This window comes from Escherichia sp. WS1368, from assembly GCF_046487485.1.
GTDB classification, from domain to species: Bacteria; Pseudomonadota; Gammaproteobacteria; order Enterobacterales; family Enterobacteriaceae; genus Escherichia; species Escherichia coli.
Window position 1 is genome coordinate 328511 of sequence record NZ_JBJQJI010000001.1, and the last position, 19797, is coordinate 348307.

General features: G+C 51.7%; 20 protein-coding genes. 11 read left to right on the top strand and 9 right to left on the bottom strand.

Annotated features, from left to right (window positions below; translation table 11 throughout):
* The first annotated feature begins 12 nt into the window (after nt 1-12).
* The 4 genes from menB to pmrD all read left to right on the top strand — a co-directional run bounded on the left by menB (nt 13) and on the right by pmrD (nt 3560).
* Nucleotides 13-870, top strand: coding sequence for a 1,4-dihydroxy-2-naphthoyl-CoA synthase (gene menB / locus ACJHYD_RS01545; RefSeq protein ID WP_000639996.1), 858 nt, complete (start codon nt 13-15; stop codon nt 868-870).
* On the top strand, nt 870-1832 hold the full coding sequence (gene menC / locus ACJHYD_RS01550) for an o-succinylbenzoate synthase (RefSeq protein ID WP_001551386.1): 963 nt from the start codon (nt 870-872) through the stop codon (nt 1830-1832). Before menB ends, menC begins: the two co-directional genes overlap by 1 nt.
* Entirely contained in the window at nt 1829-3184 is a 1356-nt protein-coding gene (gene menE, locus ACJHYD_RS01555; protein WP_001551385.1) for an o-succinylbenzoate--CoA ligase, read from the top strand. The genes menC and menE overlap by 4 nt, the downstream gene beginning before the upstream one ends.
* 109 nt (nt 3185-3293) lie before the next feature.
* Nucleotides 3294-3560 carry a signal transduction protein PmrD gene (gene pmrD, locus ACJHYD_RS01560; protein WP_001389849.1) on the top strand — a complete coding sequence of 89 codons (267 nt, stop codon included), beginning with the start codon at nt 3294-3296 and terminating at the stop codon, nt 3558-3560.
* Here the strand turns inward: pmrD and arnF are convergent.
* The 7 genes from arnF to arnB are packed head-to-tail and all read right to left on the bottom strand — an operon-like array spanning nt 3554 to nt 10904.
* The gene (gene arnF / locus ACJHYD_RS01565) at nt 3554-3940 is read right to left on the bottom strand and encodes a 4-amino-4-deoxy-L-arabinose-phosphoundecaprenol flippase subunit ArnF (protein ID WP_000523864.1); all 387 of its coding nucleotides are present in this window, start codon (nt 3938-3940) and stop codon (nt 3554-3556) included. The genes pmrD and arnF overlap by 7 nt on opposite strands.
* Nucleotides 3940-4275: a 4-amino-4-deoxy-L-arabinose-phosphoundecaprenol flippase subunit ArnE gene (arnE, locus tag ACJHYD_RS01570; protein WP_000638031.1), complete on the bottom strand. Its 336-nt coding sequence runs from the start codon at nt 4273-4275 to the stop codon at nt 3940-3942. The genes arnF and arnE overlap by 1 nt, the downstream gene beginning before the upstream one ends.
* Nucleotides 4272-5924: a lipid IV(A) 4-amino-4-deoxy-L-arabinosyltransferase gene (gene arnT / locus ACJHYD_RS01575; protein WP_001520905.1), complete on the bottom strand. Its 1653-nt coding sequence runs from the start codon at nt 5922-5924 to the stop codon at nt 4272-4274. Before arnT ends, arnE begins: the two co-directional genes overlap by 4 nt.
* Nucleotides 5924-6814 (bottom strand): 4-deoxy-4-formamido-L-arabinose-phosphoundecaprenol deformylase, encoded by an 891-nt coding sequence (arnD, locus tag ACJHYD_RS01580; RefSeq protein WP_001520904.1) that lies wholly within the window; start codon nt 6812-6814, stop codon nt 5924-5926. Before arnD ends, arnT begins: the two co-directional genes overlap by 1 nt.
* Nucleotides 6811-8793 carry a bifunctional UDP-4-amino-4-deoxy-L-arabinose formyltransferase/UDP-glucuronic acid oxidase ArnA gene (gene arnA / locus ACJHYD_RS01585; protein ID WP_001551384.1) on the bottom strand — a complete coding sequence of 661 codons (1983 nt, stop codon included), beginning with the start codon at nt 8791-8793 and terminating at the stop codon, nt 6811-6813. The genes arnD and arnA overlap by 4 nt, the downstream gene beginning before the upstream one ends.
* Nucleotides 8793-9761 (bottom strand): undecaprenyl-phosphate 4-deoxy-4-formamido-L-arabinose transferase, encoded by a 969-nt coding sequence (arnC, locus tag ACJHYD_RS01590; protein WP_000461642.1) that lies wholly within the window; start codon nt 9759-9761, stop codon nt 8793-8795. Before arnC ends, arnA begins: the two co-directional genes overlap by 1 nt.
* A gap of 3 nt (nt 9762-9764) precedes the next feature.
* A complete protein-coding gene (arnB, locus tag ACJHYD_RS01595; protein WP_001376970.1) occupies nt 9765-10904 on the bottom strand; it encodes a UDP-4-amino-4-deoxy-L-arabinose aminotransferase in 1140 nt (379 codons plus the stop codon).
* Between the two features lie 307 nt (nt 10905-11211).
* Between arnB and ais the strand changes: the two genes are divergently transcribed.
* Nucleotides 11212-11814, top strand: coding sequence for a lipopolysaccharide core heptose(II)-phosphate phosphatase Ais (gene ais, locus ACJHYD_RS01600; RefSeq protein WP_001306469.1), 603 nt, complete (start codon nt 11212-11214; stop codon nt 11812-11814).
* A gap of 38 nt (nt 11815-11852) precedes the next feature.
* Here ais and nudI read toward each other — a convergent pair whose 3' ends face one another.
* Nucleotides 11853-12278: a nucleoside triphosphatase NudI gene (gene nudI / locus ACJHYD_RS01605; protein WP_001303598.1), complete on the bottom strand. Its 426-nt coding sequence runs from the start codon at nt 12276-12278 to the stop codon at nt 11853-11855.
* Between the two features lie 278 nt (nt 12279-12556).
* Here nudI and ACJHYD_RS01610 point away from each other — a divergent pair, with 278 nt between their 5' ends.
* From ACJHYD_RS01610 to yfaU, 6 genes are all read left to right on the top strand, one after another.
* The gene (locus ACJHYD_RS01610; RefSeq protein WP_001551383.1) at nt 12557-13099 is read left to right on the top strand and encodes a YfaZ family outer membrane protein; all 543 of its coding nucleotides are present in this window, start codon (nt 12557-12559) and stop codon (nt 13097-13099) included.
* A gap of 99 nt (nt 13100-13198) precedes the next feature.
* Nucleotides 13199-14401: a nicotinamide mononucleotide deamidase-related protein YfaY gene (locus ACJHYD_RS01615; protein ID WP_001551382.1), complete on the top strand. Its 1203-nt coding sequence runs from the start codon at nt 13199-13201 to the stop codon at nt 14399-14401.
* A gap of 219 nt (nt 14402-14620) precedes the next feature.
* Nucleotides 14621-15403, top strand: a complete 783-nt coding sequence (locus ACJHYD_RS01620) for an IclR family transcriptional regulator (RefSeq protein WP_001551381.1) — start codon at nt 14621-14623, stop codon at nt 15401-15403.
* Between the two features lie 14 nt (nt 15404-15417).
* The gene (rhmD, locus tag ACJHYD_RS01625) at nt 15418-16623 is read left to right on the top strand and encodes an L-rhamnonate dehydratase (RefSeq protein WP_001551380.1); all 1206 of its coding nucleotides are present in this window, start codon (nt 15418-15420) and stop codon (nt 16621-16623) included.
* Nucleotides 16624-16679: 56 nt separating this feature from the next.
* Nucleotides 16680-17969 carry an MFS transporter gene (locus ACJHYD_RS01630; protein WP_001551379.1) on the top strand — a complete coding sequence of 430 codons (1290 nt, stop codon included), beginning with the start codon at nt 16680-16682 and terminating at the stop codon, nt 17967-17969.
* Between the two features lie 16 nt (nt 17970-17985).
* The gene (gene yfaU / locus ACJHYD_RS01635) at nt 17986-18789 is read left to right on the top strand and encodes a 2-keto-3-deoxy-L-rhamnonate aldolase (protein WP_000992992.1); all 804 of its coding nucleotides are present in this window, start codon (nt 17986-17988) and stop codon (nt 18787-18789) included.
* A 40-nt stretch (nt 18790-18829) separates the two neighbouring features.
* Here yfaU and ACJHYD_RS01640 read toward each other — a convergent pair whose 3' ends face one another.
* Nucleotides 18830-19732, bottom strand: a complete 903-nt coding sequence (locus tag ACJHYD_RS01640; protein WP_001551378.1) for an ISNCY family transposase — start codon at nt 19730-19732, stop codon at nt 18830-18832.
* Nucleotides 19733-19797 lie beyond the last annotated feature (65 nt).

The window sequence follows — 19797 nt, forward strand, 5'->3', positions numbered from 1 at the left end:
AAAGGACACAATATGATTTATCCTGATGAAGCAATGCTTTACGCACCGGTTGAATGGCACGACTGCTCCGAAGGTTTCGAGGACATTCGTTATGAAAAATCCACCGACGGTATCGCAAAAATCACCATTAATCGTCCGCAGGTGCGCAATGCCTTCCGTCCTCTGACGGTAAAAGAGATGATCCAGGCGCTGGCAGATGCGCGTTATGACGACAACATCGGCGTGATCATTCTGACTGGTGCAGGCGATAAAGCGTTCTGCTCCGGTGGTGACCAGAAAGTGCGTGGTGATTACGGCGGCTATAAAGATGATTCCGGCGTACATCACCTGAACGTGCTGGACTTCCAGCGTCAGATCCGTACCTGTCCGAAACCGGTTGTCGCGATGGTGGCTGGCTACTCCATCGGCGGCGGTCACGTTCTGCACATGATGTGCGACCTGACTATCGCGGCAGATAATGCCATCTTCGGTCAGACTGGCCCGAAAGTCGGTTCCTTCGACGGCGGCTGGGGCGCTTCCTACATGGCTCGCATCGTCGGGCAGAAAAAAGCGCGTGAAATCTGGTTCCTGTGCCGTCAGTACGACGCAAAACAGGCGCTGGATATGGGCCTTGTGAACACCGTGGTACCGCTGGCGGATCTGGAAAAAGAAACCGTCCGTTGGTGCCGCGAAATGCTGCAAAACAGCCCGATGGCGCTGCGCTGCCTGAAAGCTGCACTGAACGCCGACTGTGACGGTCAGGCAGGTCTGCAGGAGCTGGCAGGTAACGCCACCATGCTGTTCTATATGACGGAAGAAGGTCAGGAAGGTCGCAACGCTTTCAACCAGAAACGTCAGCCTGACTTCAGCAAATTCAAACGGAATCCGTAATGCGTAGCGCGCAGGTATACCGCTGGCAGATCCCCATGGACGCGGGGGTGGTTCTGCGCGACAGGCGGTTAAAAACCCGCGACGGGCTGTACGTTTGCCTGCGTGAGGGCGAGCGCGAAGGGTGGGGGGAGATCTCCCCACTGCCGGGCTTCAGCCAGGAAACCTGGGAAGAGGCGCAAAGCGTGCTGCTTGCCTGGGTAAATAACTGGCTGGCAGGCGATTGCGAGCTACCGCAGATGCCTTCCGTGGCCTTTGGCGTAAGCTGTGCATTGGCAGAACTGACCGATGCGTTGCCGCAAGCAGCCAACTACCGTGCGGCACCGCTGTGTAATGGCGATCCGGACGATCTGATCCTCAAACTTGCCGATATGCCTGGCGAGAAAGTGGCGAAGGTCAAAGTGGGATTGTACGAAGCCGTGCGCGACGGCATGGTGGTCAATCTGTTGCTGGAGGCAATTCCGGATCTGCATCTGCGTCTTGACGCGAACCGCGCCTGGACGCCGCGGAAAGGCCAGCAGTTTGCCAAATACGTTAACCCGGATTATCGCCACCGCATTGCTTTTCTCGAAGAGCCGTGCAAAACCCGCGATGATTCGCGAGCGTTTGCCCGTGAAACCGGCATTGCCATTGCCTGGGATGAAAGCCTGCGCGAGCCAGATTTTGCCTTTGTAGCTGAAGAGGGCGTGCGCGCGGTGGTTATCAAGCCCACGCTCACGGGCAGCCTGGATAAAGTACGCGAGCAGGTGCAGGCGGCGCACGCGTTGGGGCTGACGGCGGTGATCAGTTCTTCTATTGAGTCGAGCTTAGGCTTAACGCAACTGGCGCGGATTGCCGCCTGGTTAACGCCAGACACCATTCCGGGGCTGGACACGCTGGATCTGATGCAGGCGCAGCAGGTTCGTCGCTGGCCGGGTAGCCCGCTACCGTTAGTGGAAGTTGATGCACTGGAGCGGCTGTTATGATCTTCTCTGACTGGCCGTGGCGTCACTGGCGGCAAGTGCGGGGAGAAGCCATCGCCTTACGTCTTAATGACGAGCAACTTAACTGGCGCGAGCTTTGTGCTCGCGTCGATGAATTAGCCTCCGGCTTTGCGGCGCAGGACGTTGTTGAGGGCAGCGGCGTGATGTTGCGGGCGTGGAATACGCCGCAAACGCTGCTCGCCTGGCTGGCGTTACTGCAATGCGGGGCGCGGGTGCTGCCCGTGAACCCTCAGCTGCCGCAACCGTTGCTTGAAGAATTGCTGCCCAATCTGACGCTGCAATTTGCGCTGGTGCCGGATGGGGAAAACACGTTTCCGGCGTTAACGTCGCTGCACATTCAGCTGGTTGAAGGCGCACATGCCGCTGCGTGGCAGCCGACGCGTCTGTGCTCAATGACGTTGACCTCCGGCTCTACCGGTTTGCCGAAAGCCGCTGTTCATACTTATCAGGCCCATCTTGCCAGTGCGCAAGGTGTGTTATCGCTGATACCGTTTGGCGAGCACGATGACTGGTTGCTCTCTTTACCGCTGTTTCACGTCTCCGGTCAGGGAATTATGTGGCGCTGGTTATACGCTGGTGCGCGGATGACGGTACGAGATAAACAGCCATTGGAGCAAATGCTGGCAGGCTGTACTCACGCTTCACTGGTGCCAACACAACTCTGGCGTTTGCTGGTTAACCGTAGTTCCGTTTCCCTGAAAGCGGTGCTACTTGGCGGCGCGGCTATCCCGGTCGAGTTGACGGAACAGGCGCGCGAGCAGGGGATTCGTTGCTTTTGCGGCTATGGTCTGACCGAGTTTGCCTCCACGGTGTGTGCGAAAGAAGCCGACGGTCTGGCAGACGTTGGTTCGCCGCTGCCGGGTCGGGAAGTGAAAATCGTTAATGATGAAGTGTGGCTGCGGGCTGCCAGTATGGCTGAAGGTTACTGGCGTAACGGGCAACTGGTGGCACTGGTTAATGACGAAGGCTGGTACGCTACGCGCGACCGCGGTGAGCTGCATAATGGCAAGCTGACCATTGTCGGGCGTTTAGACAATCTGTTCTTCAGTGGCGGTGAGGGTATTCAGCCGGAAGAAGTCGAGCGCGTTATTGCTGCACATCCTGCGGTTTTGCAGGTGTTTATCGTCCCCGTTGCCGACAAGGAGTTTGGTCATCGGCCGGTAGCGGTGGTGGAGTATGACCAGCAAACCGTTGATCTTAGTGAATGGGTGAAAGATAAGCTGGCCCGTTTTCAGCAACCGGTGCGTTGGTTAACGCTGCCGCCTGAACTGAAAAACGGCGGCATTAAGATTTCACGTCAGGCGCTAAAAGAGTGGGTGCAACGCCAGGATTAAGAAATCATTAGTTTCACTTCGCAATTTTGCCATTCCATTGCCGTTGATAATAGGTTTATCTGTTAATCTGTAAATTAATGTGAAAATTCTTATCAAGCAGGGTGGTGCAATGGAATGGCTGGTTAAAAAGTCATGCTGTGATAAACAAGATAACAGACATGTACTTAAGCTTTGTGATGCTGGTGGCACGATAAAAATGATCGCCGAAGTGAAGAGTGACTTCGCCGTGAAAGTGGGGGATTTACTCTCGCCTTTGCAGAATGCGCTTTATTGTATTAATCGTGAAAAGCTGCATACGGTGAAAGTCCTCTCGGCAAGCAGTTATAGCCCCGATGAGTGGGAACGGCAGTGTAAAGTGGCAGGGAAAACTCAGTAACGTTGTTTTGTCGTGGGCAGGAAAATCAGCATCAACCCGCTCATAATACAGGCTACTCCCAGTAGTGCTTTCAGCGAAAAAGTCCCTTCCCAGCCGGGAAGTACCATTGAAGCAATCCATACCAGCACATAACTCATACTGAGCAAGGCATAGGCTTTGCTTAGTGCAAGTTTATGTAGTGTTTTATACCAACAAAAAACGGAAAGCAGATAACCCAGCAGCCCGAGTAACAGTATCCGGGCATCCAGGCCAAAAGCTAACAGCGCCGCGATAAAATCCCATAAGTGCGTCATCGGCGGCAGATGACTCGCCGCAAAACCCAGGCTTAATTGCGCAGCGGAGGCGATAATGACGCTGAATAATCCCCACATCAGGCCCATTACACGGTACTCCCGAGGATCACAATGCCACCAATAATGAACGCCACCCCACACCAGTGACGCGGCGATACCGGTTCGTGCCACAGTTTTACTGCAGCCAGCGTCACCCAGACAAAATTCAGACTTAACATCGGGTAGGCAATGCCTACCGGTACGTTCTGCAAGACCAGCAGCCAGAGCACCATGGCAAGACCAAGACAAGCCAGCGCCAGTCCCAGCCACAGCACGATATGTTTGCGCCGTTTGTTTATCGCCACAAAGCAGGTTGCCTGTTTCTGACACAACTGCCCGGCAACGCTAAGTAAGCTGGCAAAGACTAATGTTAGCCAGATCATTTGGGACGATACTGAATCAGCACCAGACGCTCCTGACGATCGATGGCATCTGCGGGCGGAATGGCGAGACTGTTGATATCTTCATTGCGGTCAACCGAAAGCACGAGTGTAATAATCCCCTCCTGACGATGTTGATTAAGCCAGTTTGCGAACTCATCACCGCTGACAAATCTCCCTTTCGCATCCGGATAATTAAGGCCGTATTTCAACTCACCTGTCTGGCGATACATGATGATGTCATCGCGTTGCAGGCTCCATGCCAGACCTGCGGCAACACCGACGCTATCAGTAAGAATATAGCGGCTTGGCTGAAGTGATTCTTGTGTCATCTCGACAAAAAATTGCGGATGTTTTCCTTCCATGACTCTGTCAGGAATTGAAAATCCTACCAGCAACGCCAGCCCCAGCGGGCAAAGCGCGGCAAAAGACCAGGTCTTTTCGACGTTTGTTAAGGTGTACCAGCCGAAAAATGCCCATAGCGAAAAAATCGACCAGGCACAAAAGACTTTATAGCTCTCGAAGGTTTGCCACACTGGCGTGTTCATTGGTCCCCATGGGGAGACCACAAATGTGGCAATAATGCCAGTGACACCAAAAGCGATGTTAATCCAGCCATTAATCCGCAGCGCCAGAGGATTATTTTTTGCTGCCAGCAAAGCGTAATGCGCCATCAGCATTGCCAGAGGTGCAAAGCAGGAAAGAATATAGGTGGGCAATTTGCCTTTAGCGACGGAGAAAAACAGCAGCGGCATTATCGTCCAGCTCAACAAATAGACGGTTGCGGAATGCTTGCGGTTTTTCCAGCCTGCGTACAGTGCTCCGGGGAGTAATCCCAGCCACGGCAGGCTACCGGCAATGATGACCGGCAAGTAGTACCAGAACGGAGCTCTATGCTGAGCATCATCCATTGCAAAGCGTTGAATATGCTCAACCCAGAAAAAATAGTGCCAGAAGTCAGGCTCCCGCTGCGCTATCGCCAGTCCCCAGGGGAGAACCGTCAGTACGCAACTGATAACCGCCAGCCAGCCGTAAATAAAGAGATCTTTCCAGCGTTTTTGCGATGCAACCCATGGAAGCACGCTTAATACCGGCACGGCAAGGGCGAGAAAACCTTTGGTCATCACCCCCATGCCGCAAGTGATTCCCAGCAGTAAAAATCCCGCGCTTTTGCCTTTCCACGTCTGTGCCTGCATTGCCAGCCAGAAGCTGCACATTCCCGCTACCAGCCAGAATGCAATAAACGGATCGAGCACGGCATAAGTGCCAATGGCATAGACAATAAACAATGAGAGATAAATCACTGCGGCGAGTAGAGCCAGACGTTTATCGCGCCATAAGCGCAGAGTAAACCAGGTCACCAGCGCGGCAGTTAACAGGGTCGCAAAGATAACGCCTGCCCGCACACCAAAGTTATTCGCGCCAAATAGCCATTGCCCAATGCTGTTAATCCAGTATCCGGCAATGGGTTTTTCGAAATAACGTAGCCCTAACAGATGGGGCACAATCCAGTCGCCGGATGCCAGCATTTCCCGACTGATTTCCGCATAACGCGTTTCATCGGGTTGCCATAGCAGACGCGTGCTGATCGGTAACAGGTAATAGCAGGCAATAAACGCGAAGAGGCCGATAAGGTAACGTACCGATTTCATCAACGACTACCCGCAATTTGTTGGCAACCCAGCCAGCCTTCACGTCCGGCAATATTTCCGCGAACAACTTGTCCGAGCGGCAACGTCCCTGATAACAGTTCGCTTAAAGGGCAAAATGTCACGCCTTCCTGGGCTGCCCGTTTCAGGAGATCCACAAAATTATGCTGATAAGCGCAGCCTTCAACTTCTGCATGAATGGTATAAACCGGCATGCCTTTATCTCGCAGGATGCGGTTGAGTAACCAACCGTTAAAATCTTCTGCTTTCACATCCCGACCAATCACTTCATCCCAGGTGGGTAAGGTCACCGGAATTTGCGCAGTGCCAGGGTTTCCTGATTCGAGCAGTGGCCGAAACGGCATGGCCCCACGACAATCGCTGTTGTAGCGCAAATGGAACGCTTCTTTTGCTTCGATCACCTGCTGGTCGGCACGCCAGCCCGCAGCGGCAGAACAGGTTACCGGTTGACCTATGATCTCTTCCAGGGTGCGAAGGCCGCGTGCAATATCGTCGACCAATGTTTGCCGATCCCAGTTACCGCTATGGGCTTGCCAGGCATGGTGATCCCAGGCGTGCAGGCCGACTTCGTGATGTTTAGCTGCTTCACGAATGATATCGGCATTGGCATGACCAATCTCTTTACCCGGCCAGGCCGTACCTGCCAGTAAAATATCCCAGCCATAAAGCGATGCCGCGTTTGAGCGCAGCATCTTCCACAAAAACTGTGGCTTCACCAGTCGCCAGAGATGGCGGCCCATATTGTCCGGGCCGACGCTGAAAAAAATGCTGGCCTGAATATTATGCTTACTCAAGATTTCCAGCAGACGCGGCACGCCTTCACGGGTGCCACGAAAGGTATCGACATCAATGCGTAAGCCGACTTTGGTCATGATGGTTTATCCGTAAGATCAACGGTGCGCAGGAAGAAATCTAGCGTTTCGTCGATGGTTTCATGCATATCAATTTTGGGTTCCCAGTCAAGGCAGCGGCGGGCATTGCGGATGCTCGGTTTACGATGCTCTACGTCCTGATATCCTTTGCCGTAGTAGCTGCTACTTTCGACAACACGAAAGCCCGCAAACGGTGGGAAGTGATGGCGCAGCGGATGTTTTTCGAAGCTCGCCAGCAGCATCTCGCCCAGTTCCTCAATGCTCGCTTCGTTCTCAGGATTGCCAATGTTGATAATTTCGCCGTCGCAGCGATTTCCCGCATTTTCGATAATGCGGTACAACGCCTCGATACCATCCCGGATATCAGTAAAGCAGCGTTTTTGTTTTCCGCCATCAATTAGCTTAATTGGTGAACCTTCTACCAGATTGAGAATGAGTTGCGTAATAGCGCGGGAGCTGCCGATTCGTGCCGCATTAAGGTTATCCAGTCGTGGTCCCATCCAGTTAAACGGGCGGAAGAGGGTAAACTGTAAACCCTCTTTTTCGCCATAGGCCCAGATAACCCGATCAAGTAATTGTTTAGACACCGAATAAATCCAGCGTGGTTTATTCACCGGGCCGACGATTAAATTAGAATGATCCTCATCGAAGTATTTATCGCTACACATCCCATAAACTTCTGAAGTCGACGGGAAGATGATTCGCTTACGGTACTTCACGCAGTAGCGGATAATGCGCAGATTCTCTTCAAAATCGAGTTCAAATACGCGCAGTGGGTTGCGGGTATATTCAATCGGCGTGGCTATCGCCACCAGCGGCAAGACGACATCACATTTTTTGACGTGATACTCAATCCATTCGGAATGAATACTGATATCGCCTTCGACAAAGTGAAAATGCGGATGATTCAGAAAACGGCTTATCGCATCGCTGCCGATATCCAGACCGTAAACTTCATAATGATCTTCGCGCAGCAGGCGTTCTGTCAGATGGTTGCCAATAAAGCCATTCACCCCGAGGATGAGTACCCGGGTACGGCGTCGGGCGGCACAGGCAGGCTGGCTATTCAAGCGTGAACCTTGCACCAGGCCCAGCGTCTGCGCTAATTGCGAGCCCTGCATAGTAATGCCGTCGCCCGCCTGTCCGGTGACGATTTCCAGCGCGCCATCGCCACAGGCAATCAGCAGTGGCGCAACAGAAATCACGCTCCCCGGTTGTGCTGCGGGCGCATGAGAATGCACGCGTGACGACCAGACGGTAAATTTCTGATTACCAACATAGCTGAAGGCACCCGGCCACGGATCGGCAACGGCACGCACCATGTTGTGCAGCACGGATGCCGGTTTATGCCATTCGAGGAAACTGTCTTCCGGTGTTCTGCGACCAAAACAGGTGGCTTCGTTTTCGCGCTGGGCGATTTCCAGAATATTACCGTGTTTAATGGCGGGTAATGTCTGTTCCAGTAGCTGGCGCGCGGCATGGCACAATTTATGATGCAGCGTAATAGCGATATCGTCTGGCGCAATGGCAATGCGCAGTTGCGCCACAATGGCCCCGGCATCGGCACGTTTCACCATTCGGTGCAATGTAACGCCAGTTTCCGTTTCACCGTTCACCAGCACCCAGTTCAGCGGCGCGCGACCACGATATTTTGGTAACAGCGAACCATGCAGATTAAATGCACCTGCGGGAGCGAGCTGCAAAATCTCGTCGCAAATAAGATGGCGATAATAAAAAGAGAAAATCACCTCTGGTGAGAGTTGGGCAATACGTTCCACCCACAGCGGATGATTAACGTTATCCGGCGCATAAACCGGAATGCCTCTTTCCGCCGCCAGACGAGCCACCGAACCATAAAAGGCTTTTTCACCGGGATTATCGGTATGGGTAAAAATGGCGCTAATTTCGTAACCGGCAGACAGCAGGGCTTCAATACCGAGGCATCCCATATCGTGGTAGGCAAAAACGACGGTTTTCATTATTCATTTTCCTTGCTGGATGGACGGATAACTTGCTGAACAAAATAGCGGGGGCGGGCGCGGACATCGGTGTAGATCCTGCCGATATATTCACCGAGCAATCCCATGCCGATAAACTGAGCGCCAATAAAAGTAAACAGCACGGCAAATAGCATAAAGACGCCTTCTGCCGCCCATTGTGGTCCGAAGGTCAGGCGTAAAATCACCAGCAGCACCGCAATGCTAAAACCTCCAATCGCAATAATGCTGCCAAGCAGACTCAGCATACGTAGCGGCGTTGTGGTAAGGCAGGTCACCAGGTCGTACATCAAATTAATCAGGCGCATAAAACTGTATTTGGATTCACCAAACTCACGCTCGGCATGGTGCACTGGAATTTCAATGGCACGGCGGGCGAAGATATTCGCCAGAATCGGGATAAAGGTGCTGCGTTCATGGCAGTGCAACATCGCATCGACAATATGACGGCGATAGGCGCGCAGCATACAACCGTAGTCACCCATCGCTTTGCCGGTGGTGCGCTGAATAAGCCGGTTAATCATCTTCGATGCCGTTTTACGAAACCAGCTGTCCTGGCGGTTCTGACGCACAGTTCCTACCACGTCGTAGCCTTCATCGGCTTTTGCCACCAGGCGGGGGATCTCCTCTGGCGGATTCTGGAGATCGGCATCAAGGGTAATAATTAAGTCGCCAGTAACGTGACTGAATCCCGCCATAATCGCTGAATGTTGCCCGTAATTGCGGTTAAGCAAAATAGACACAATATGGCTGTTCTCCGCTTGTGAGGCTTCGACCAGCATATGCGCGGAATTATCGCTACTGCCGTCATCAATCAGCAGGATCTCATACTCTTTCCCCAGTGATTCACAGGCTTTTGTGGTGCGCCTGATTAATTCCGGTAAGCTTTCCTGCTCGTTATAAACGGGAATAACCACCGAGACTTTCTTAACAGGGTGGATTTCAAACATGGCTTATTGTCCTGCGAGTTGCTGAAGGGCTGTGATGACGCGGTCGGCATCGGCGGTGGTCATATCCGGGAACAGCGGCAACGAACAGATGCGTTCGCTATTCCATTCGGTATTCGGTAACGACAGCGTGGGAAAACGCTCGCGATAATATTTTTGTGTGTGAGCGGCGCGGAAATGTAACCCGGTACCAATGCCTCTTTCTTTTAACGCTTCCATCAACGCATCGCGACTGATACCACAACGTTGTTCATTGACACGAATAATAAACAGATGCCAGGCGTGAACGTGCGGCCAGGCGGGAAGGCTTAATGGCTGAAAGGGGAGAGCTGCCAGTGCTTGCTGATATTGCAGAGCAATTTCGCGCCGACGGGTGTTGAGGTGCTCTAATTTGGCTAACTGGGTCAGGGCAATCGCGGCGTTAATATCGGTCAGATTATACTTATAGCCCGGCGTTAAGACTTCAGCTTGCGGTGCACGGCCCCAGGTTTGTCTGTCATAGGCATCGACACCCAGACCGTGAAATTTCAGCATCCGTAGCAGGCGGGCAAGGTTTTCATTATCTGTAACAATCAGGCCACCTTCCGCACAGGTAATATTTTTGATGGCGTGAAACGAAAAAATAGCGGTACCTTTTGCGCCAATATGTCGCCCTTTGTAATACGTACCGACGGCATGGGCAGCATCTTCGATAACTGCGATGCCGTAACGTTCGCCAATGGCGCGAATGGCGTCAATATCTGCTGGCGCACCGGCATAATGCACCGGAATGATGGCTTTAGTGCGTGGCGTAATGGCTGACTCGATCGCTTCAGGCGTGACCATCAGCGTATCGCGGTCGACATCCACCATTACCGGCGTTGCACCCAACAAGGAAATCATATTGAGGGTTGAAACCCAGGTCAGGGAAGGCGTAATCACTTCATCGCCCTTGCCAATTTCCAACGCCATTAGCGTGATATGCATTCCGGCGGTGGCTGAACTGACCGCGATGGCATGCTGATTTCCCGTCAACTGGCAAAAGGCTTGTTCAAGCGCCTGATTCTTCGGACCGGTTGTGATCCAACCGGATTCGAGAACCTCTTTAACTGCAGCGAGTTCCTCCACGCCCATTGCTGGTCGCGAAAAAGGCAAAAATTCTGACATTGCTTTTCCTTCCGCCATTGAATACCTGTCCACTTATATTTGCTATAAAGAGTGTTGTGTATATTTTGCCATTTGGAGCAAAATTTTAAGGATAGAATATTAACTTAACCTTAAGAAACTAATATTAGACGTAAATATTGAAATTTTTATATTTTTTCTTATTTAGGCTTTGCATTTGGCAAAATTTTGAGGCATTTTGCCGGCATCGCAGGATTTTTAATATTACACCAACTGCTAATTATCGCCAGAAATGTCGCTCAATTTCACGGTAATTGTCTGGTTGCGCTTGTCTATAGGTGGAGTTTACGTGTTAGCTTTTTGCCGCTCTTCGTTGAAGTCAAAAAAATATTTCATCATTTTACTGGCGCTCGCTGCAATTGCCGGACTGGGTACTCATGCCGCCTGGAGTAGCAATGGTTTGCCACGTATCGACAATAAAACGCTGGCCAGACTGGCACAGCAGCATCCGGTTGTCGTTTTGTTTCGCCATGCTGAACGTTGCGATCGTTCAACCAATCAATGCTTGTCAGATAAAACAGGTATTACGGTCAAAGGTACCCAGGATGCCCGTGAACTGGGCAACGCTTTTAGTGCTGATATCCCTGATTTCGATCTTTATTCCAGTAATACCGTCCGGACCATTCAGTCGGCGACCTGGTTTTCAGCGGGTAAAAAGCTGACGGTAGATAAACGACTTCTTCAGTGCGGTAATGAGATTTATAGTGCAATTAAGGACTTACAAAGCAAAGCGCCTGATAAAAATATCGTTATTTTCACCCATAATCATTGCCTGACATATATTGCTAAAGATAAGCGTGATGCGACATTTAAACCTGATTATCTGGATGGTTTAGTCATGCATGTGGAAAAAGGCAAAGTTTATCTGGATGGGGAATTCGTTAACCACTAAATTTTCAATCTGACAGCCAGTAATGGCTGTCATCATTATTACAGAAGACCTTTCAAACGTAACGTTTTTCGGGTGGCGACATTCAAATCATAGTGCGCCAGATCTTCAGGTTTTACCCACGCGTAGTCCTGAAACTCTTCGTTTATTTTCACTTCTCGGTTGGCAGAAACGCAGTCAAAAATCAGGTAAATCATATAAATCTCTTCCTTGCGACCATCTGCATACGTCTTGGTGCGAATATCATCGCTGAAGGTCCACGGCGTGATTTCTGTCAAAAGCAGCTGTTCTCCCAGTTCTTCGCGAATTTCGCGGCGTAGTGCCTCTTCAATTCGTTCGCCAGGCTCCACGCCGCCACCCGAAAGCGCCCATTGACCGGGGAAAACGCCGCGATCGTCGGCCATTTTACACAGCAAATAAGCACCATCATTTTGAATCAAAGGGCATACAATAGTCCGTTGTCGCACAGGGGTATTCCTTATAAATAAAAAGAAACCATGAGAATACGGTAACTCAGAAATATGTGAAAGTGACAGTAATCTCTTTTGCGATGATAACTACATTTATTATTATTTTTGTGTGTATCGATAAAGTGTGTTTATTTTTTCGGCGTTTAATTATTTAAGAAGTATTTAGTTACAATAAGTGACTAGATCCCTTTTTTCGCTCATTGAATCCTCTGCGCCAGGCAGTACAATCCCGCAGCTTTGGGAATTTTGATTAATTGCTTGTGGGAAAGAGGATAATGAAAAAAATTGCGCTAGCAGGTCTGGCCGGAATGCTGTTGGTTTCTGCATCGGTCAATGCAATGAGCATCAGCGGCCAGGCGGGTAAAGAATACACCAATATTGGTGTCGGTTTTGGGACTGAATCGACGGGCCTGGCGTTAAGCGGTAACTGGACACATAACGACGACGACGGTGATGCCGCGGGCGTGGGGCTGGGGTTGAATCTGCCTCTCGGGCCATTAATGGCGACCGTTGGCGGAAAAGGCGTTTACACCAACCCGAATTACGGTGATGAAGGTTATGCAGCGGCAGTTGGCGGTGGTTTGCAGTGGCAAATTGGTGACAGCTTCCGCTTGTTTGGTGAGTATTACTACTCTCCGGATTCGCTCTCCAGCGGTATTCAAAGTTATGAGGAAGCGAATGCTGGCGCGCGTTACACCATTATGCGTCCAGTCAGCATTGAGGCGGGTTATCGCTACCTGAATCTGTCGGGTAAAGATGGTAACCGCGACAACGCCGTGGCTGACGGCCCGTATGTTGGGGTTAACGCCAGTTTCTGATCCCTTCCGGCGCGGCATTCTGCCGCGCCATTCAGTTTCTTACTACGCCTTATCTCCCTTTGCGTTATAGTGATTCGATAACAAAAGCAGGAGATAACCATGTTAAAAGTGGAAATGCTATCCACCGGGGATGAAGTGTTACACGGGCAAATCGTTGACACTAACGCTGCCTGGCTGGCCGATTTTTTCTTTCATCAGGGGTTGCCATTATCTCGCCGCAATACGGTGGGGGATAACCTTGATGACTTAGTGACCATTCTTCGCGAACGGAGTCAGCACGCCGATGTGCTGATCGTTAACGGCGGGCTGGGGCCGACCAGTGATGATTTAAGCGCACTCGCCGCTGCGACAGCAAGAGGTGAAGGCCTGGTGTTGCATGAAGCCTGGCTCAAAGAGATGGAACGCTATTTCCACGAACGTGGACGAGTAATGGCACCGAGCAACCGTAAACAAGCGGAGCTACCTGCCAGTGCTGAATTTATCAATAACCCGGTAGGCACCGCCTGTGGTTTTGCCGTGCAGCTTAATCGTTGCCTGATGTTCTTTACCCCCGGCGTACCGTCAGAATTTAAGGTGATGGTCGAGCACGAAATCCTGCCGCGTCTGCGCGAGCGTTTTTCTTTACCACAGCCGCCGGTTTGTCTGCGTTTAACTACCTTTGGTCGTTCGGAAAGCGATCTGGCACAAAGCCTGGACACTCTACAACTGCCGCCGGGCGTAACAATGGGCTATCGCTCCTCAATGCCTATCATCGAACTGAAACTCACCGGACCGGCAAGCGAGCAACAGGCGATGGAAAAACTGTGGCTGGACGTTAAACGTGTTGCCGGACAGAGCGTGATTTTCGAAGGCACCGAAGGACTGCCCGCGCAGATCAGTCGCGAATTGCAAAACCGCCAGTTCAGCCTGACGTTGAGCGAGCAATTCACCAGCGGTTTATTGGCTTTGCAACTTTCTCGCGCAGGTGCTCCATTGCTGGCGTGTGAAGTGGTTCCTTCACAGGAAGAAACCCTGGCGCAAACTGCGCACTGGATTACAGAACGGCGGGCCAACCATTTTGCCGGGCTGGCACTGGCTGTTTCGGGTTTCGAGAACGAGCATCTCAACTTTGCGCTAGCCACGCCAGATGGCACTTTCGCTCTGCGTGTGCGTTTCAGCACTACGCGCTACAGCCTGGCTATCCGTCAGGAAGTGTGCGCAATGATGGCACTGAATATGCTGCGCCGTTGGTTAAACGGCCAGGACATTGCCAGTGAGCATGGCTGGATTGAGGTTGTTGAGTCCATGACCTTATCCGTCTGATTCCGCCACTCTGTGCCGGTTTACTGCACCGGCACATTCCCCCTCCGGCAAAATTTGTCCAACCTGTTGTACTCAATAAGAAAAAATCCGTGCGCTGATTCACAAATTTGTGCGTAATTTCTCCAGTCCGCTGGACGAGGTGCGGGATTTGATGCGCTTCACAATTTTACTCCCCCTGAGCAACGAGACTGATTCCAGTATCTAAGACTGGAGTCCAGTATGTTGGAATCAAGCAAAGTTCCCGCCCTAACACGGGCTATTGATATTCTCAATTTGATTGCCCGCATTGGCCCCTGTAGTGCTGCGACGATCATTGACACATTGGGGATCCCTAAAAGCACGGCCTATTTGCTGCTTAATGAACTCAGGCGTCAGCGTTTTCTTAGCCTTGATCACCAGGAAAATTTTTGTTTGTGGACCAAGCTGGTGGAGCTTTCCGGTCATGCGTTAAGCAAGATGGATCTCCGGGAACTGGCTCGACCGCGTTTGACGCAACTGATGGATACCACCGGGCTGTTATGTCACCTGGGGATTATTGATAACGGCAGCGCTTATTACATTTTGAAAGTGGAGTCATCAGCCACTATCAGCGTGCGTTCCCATGAAGGAAAAAGCCTTTCGCTTTATCGCTCCGGAATAGGTAAATGCCTGCTTGCCTGGCAACCTGCAGCTGTACAGCAAAGTATTATCGAAGAGCTGGTCTGGGAGCAGATGACACCCACCACCATTACCCATCCACAACGGCTCTACGAGGAACTGGCGCGTATTCGCCGTCAGGGCTGGAGTTATGACAACGGCGAAGATTATGCTGATGTCCGTTGTGTCGCTGCGCCGGTGTTTAACGCCAATAACGAGCTTACCGCTGCGATTTCGGTGGTCGGTACCCGCTTACAAATCAATGAAGAATACCGTGATTATCTGGCGGGCAAGGCCATTGCCTGCGCCAGGGATATTTCACGTCTGTTGGGATGGAAAAGTCCCTTTGACTTACAGGCCTCATAACAATGGAGAACATTATGACCCTACCAAAAATCAAACAGGTTCGCGCCTGGTTTACTGGCGGTGCGACAGCAGAAAAAGGCGCTGGCGGCGGTGATTATCACGACCAGGGGGCAAATCACTGGATTGATGATCATATTGCCACCCCGATGAGTAAATACCGCGATTACGAGCAGTCACGCCAGTCATTTGGCATTAACGTTCTTGGCACGTTGATTGTTGAAGTCGAAGCAGAAAACGGCCAGACCGGATTCGCCGTTTCGACAGCCGGTGAAATGGGCTGTTTTATTGTCGAAAAACATCTTAACCGTTTCATTGAGGGTAAATGTGTCAGTGATATCAAACTGATCCACGATCAAATGCTCAATGCCACCCTGTATTACTCCGGCTCTGGTGGCCTGGTGATGAACACGATTTCCTGTGTCGATCTGGCTCTGTGGGATCTGTTCGGCAAAGTGGTCGGGCTTCCGGTTTATAAACTTTTAGGCGGCGCAGTTCGTGATGAGATTCAGTTCTACGCCACAGGTGCGCGTCCGGATCTGGCAAAAGAGATGGGCTTTATCGGTGGCAAAATGCCGACGCACTGGGGGCCACATGATGGCGATGCGGGGATCCACAAAGATGCCGCTATGGTCGCGGATATGCGTGAAAAATGCGGTGAGGATTTCTGGTTAATGCTCGACTGCTGGATGAGTCAGGACGTGAACTATGCCACCAAACTGGCCCACGCTTGCGCGCCCTATAACCTGAAATGGATCGAAGAGTGCCTGCCGCCACAGCAGTATGAAGGTTATCGCGAACTGAAACGCAACGCGCCAGTCGGAATGATGGTCACCAGCGGTGAGCATCACGGCACACTGCAATCTTTCCGTACGCTTTCAGAAACCGGTATCGACATTATGCAGCCGGATGTTGGCTGGTGCGGTGGCTTAACCACGCTGGTGGAAATTGCCGCAATCGCCAAATCCAGAGGGCAACTGGTGGTGCCGCACGGTTCGTCTGTTTACTCTCACCATGCGGTGATCACCTTCACCAATACGCCATTCAGCGAATTCCTGATGACCAGCCCGGATTGTTCAACGATGCGTCCGCAATTTGATCCGATTCTGCTTAATGAGCCAGTGCCGGTGAATGGTCGTATTCATAAATCAGTGCTTGATAAACCCGGTTTCGGCGTCGAACTCAATCGTGACTGCAATTTGAAACGCCCCTACAGCCACTAATCACTCCGGGCGTTGCTGTGACAACGGTAACGCCCACATATTCTAAGGAGCTTTTTATGAGCACCGCTTTGCTTGACGCCGTGGTGAAGAAAAACCGAGCGCGTTTAATTCCGTTTATGTTGGCGCTGTATGTGCTGGCATTTCTCGACCGTTCGAATATTGGTTTTGCCAAACAAACCTACCAGATTGATACCGGGCTGAGTAATGAAGCTTATGCGCTGGGAGCAGGCATTTTCTTTGTGGTATATGCGTTTCTGGGTGTTCCGGCGAATCTTTTGATGCGCAAAATGGGGGCCAGAACCTGGATTGGTACGACAACACTGCTGTGGGGATTTCTTTCGGCAGCCATGGCATGGGCCGATACTGAAGCGAAATTTCTGATCGTTCGTACTCTGCTTGGTGCTGCGGAGGCCGGGTTCTTCCCTGGTATGATTTATCTCACCTCGCAATGGTTTCCGCAGCGTAATCGCGCCAGCATTATGGGGTTGTTCTATATGGGCGCACCGCTGGCGTTAACACTGGGATCACCGCTTTCCGGCGCGCTGCTGGAGATGCATGGATTTATGGGGCATCCCGGCTGGTTCTGGATGTTTGTGATTGAAGGATTGCTGGCAGTTGGCGCTGGGGTATTCACATTCTTTTGGCTTGATGACACACCGGAGCAGGCACGTTTTCTGAGTAAACAAGAAAAAACGTTGCTTATCAATCAACTGGCAAGTGAAGAACAACAGAAAGTGACTTCTCGATTGAGCGATGCGCTGCGTAATGGCCGAGTCTGGCAACTGGCGATTATCTACCTGACCATTCAGGTGGCGGTTTACGGATTAATTTTCTTCCTGCCGACCCAGGTTGCTGCATTGCTGGGGACAAAAGTGGGCTTTACGGCGTCGGTGGTCACCGCCATTCCGTGGGTCGCGGCCTTGTTTGGGACCTGGCTTATTCCGCGCTATTCCGATAAAACCGGCGAACGGCGTAATGTCGCGGCGCTGACATTACTGGCGGCGGGCATTGGTATTGGTCTCTCCGGGCTGCTTTCTCCAGTACTGGCGATCGTAGCGCTGTGTGTTGCAGCCATCGGGTTTATTGCCGTGCAGCCGGTGTTCTGGACGATGCCGACACAACTGCTTTCCGGTACGGCGCTGGCGGCGGGGATTGGTTTTGTAAACCTGTTTGGTGCAGTGGGCGGGTTTATTGCCCCGATCCTGCGCGTGAAAGCAGAAACGTTGTTTGCCAGCGATGCGGCGGGATTACTGACGCTGGCAGCGGTGGCGGTCATCGGTTCGCTGATTATTTTCACTCTGCGTGTAAATCGCACTGTTGCGCAGACCGACGTGGCACATCATTAATAGGTTAAGGAACACCATGAACGCATTATTAACCAATCCCTTTAAAGAACGTTTACGCAAAGGCGAAGTGCAAATTGGTCTGTGGTTAAGCTCGACTACTTCTTATATGGCAGAAATTGCCGCCACCTCCGGTTATGACTGGTTGCTGATTGACGGGGAGCACGCGCCAAACACCATTCAGGATCTTTATCACCAGCTACAGGCGGTAGCGCCCTATGCCAGCCAACCCGTGATCCGTCCGGTGGAAGGCAGTAAGTCGCTGATTAAACAAGTCCTGGATATTGGCGCGCAAACTCTACTAATCCCGATGGTCGATACTGCCGATCAGGCACGTCAGGTGGTGTCTGCCACGCGCTATCCTCCCTACGGTGAGCGTGGTGTCGGGGCCAGTGTGGCACGGGCTGCGCGCTGGGGACGCATTGAGAATTACATGGCGCAAGTCAACGATTCGCTTTGTCTGTTGGTGCAGGTGGAAAGTAAAACAGCACTGGATAACCTGGACGAAATCCTCGACGTCGAAGGGATTGACGGCGTGTTTATTGGACCTGCGGATCTTTCTGCCTCGTTGGGCTACCCGGATAACGCCGGGCACCCGGAAGTGCAGCGAATTATTGAAACCAGCATTCGGCGGATCCGTGCTGCGGGTAAAGCGGCTGGTTTTCTGGCTGTGGCTCCTGATATGGCGCAGCAATGCCTGGCGTGGGGAGCGAACTTTGTCGCTGTTGGTGTTGACACGATGCTCTACAGCGATGCCCTGGATCAACGACTGGCGATGTTTAAATCAGGCAAAAATGGGCCACGCATAAAAGGTAGTTATTGATATCAAAGGCCCATGGGGATCGGCTGTGGGCCTGTGTTAATTAGTGGTTATTCGCTGCCAGATCGGCTTCGCTTAGCTGGGTGGCCGCGAGCACCAGGTCACGATCAATGCCCTGTTCCAGCATGCGCAAGGCAATTTTAATGGCTTGTTCACGCATACCTTCCTGCCAGCCAATTTGGTGTCCTTCCTGCCGTAGCCGTTCAGCAATAGTCATTAATCTCTCCTTTTGTAGTGGTGAACGTTCGGCAATCTCCTCAATAAAACGGGTGAAACGGGAGGTATCGCCGCATTGCAGCAGATAATTAAACAGCGTTTGTAGCTGGCTGTCATTAGTGAAGCCTCTAACCAAAAGCGTGGTGATCCTGTCGACCATACCGATTAAATCGCGGTCGCGAATATGCTTTTGAATCAGTTCAAGCAGAGCTATACGCCGATGTTGCATAATCTCATCGTCAGGTACGATGGTGATATCCACCAACGGAAAAGCTTCGGTGTACAACTGCCGGGCAAGTTGCGGATCGTCAAACTCATCCAGCCAGTTGAGTGAGTACGGGTAGGGCGAGGTTTCGCCATGATAAAACAGCAATGGCACCACCAGCGGAACTCTGTCATAGCCTTTATCCAGGTGACGCTGCATGGCGGCAGTGGCATAGCGCATTAGCCGAAAAGCCATATTCTTTTCTGCAGAGCTTTGATGTTCAATCACGCAGTAGATATAACCGTCACCGTCGCTGGTTTCCACGGACCACAAAACATCCGAGTAGTAAGCGCGTAAACTTTTTTCAATAAAACTGGTGGGTTCCAGGCGTAAGGTTTGCAGGTTGCAAAGCTTGCGCAGCGGCTCTGGTAGATGTATTTCCAGAAAATCCCGTGCGGTTTCGGGTGTGAACATAAAGGTTTTAAACACCGCATCATGCGGGGAGGAGGTTGTTGATTCGGTCATGGTTGTCCGTCACCTGATATTTATGATGACGCGACATTACGGTTATCCCAGGCCTTTGACATCTG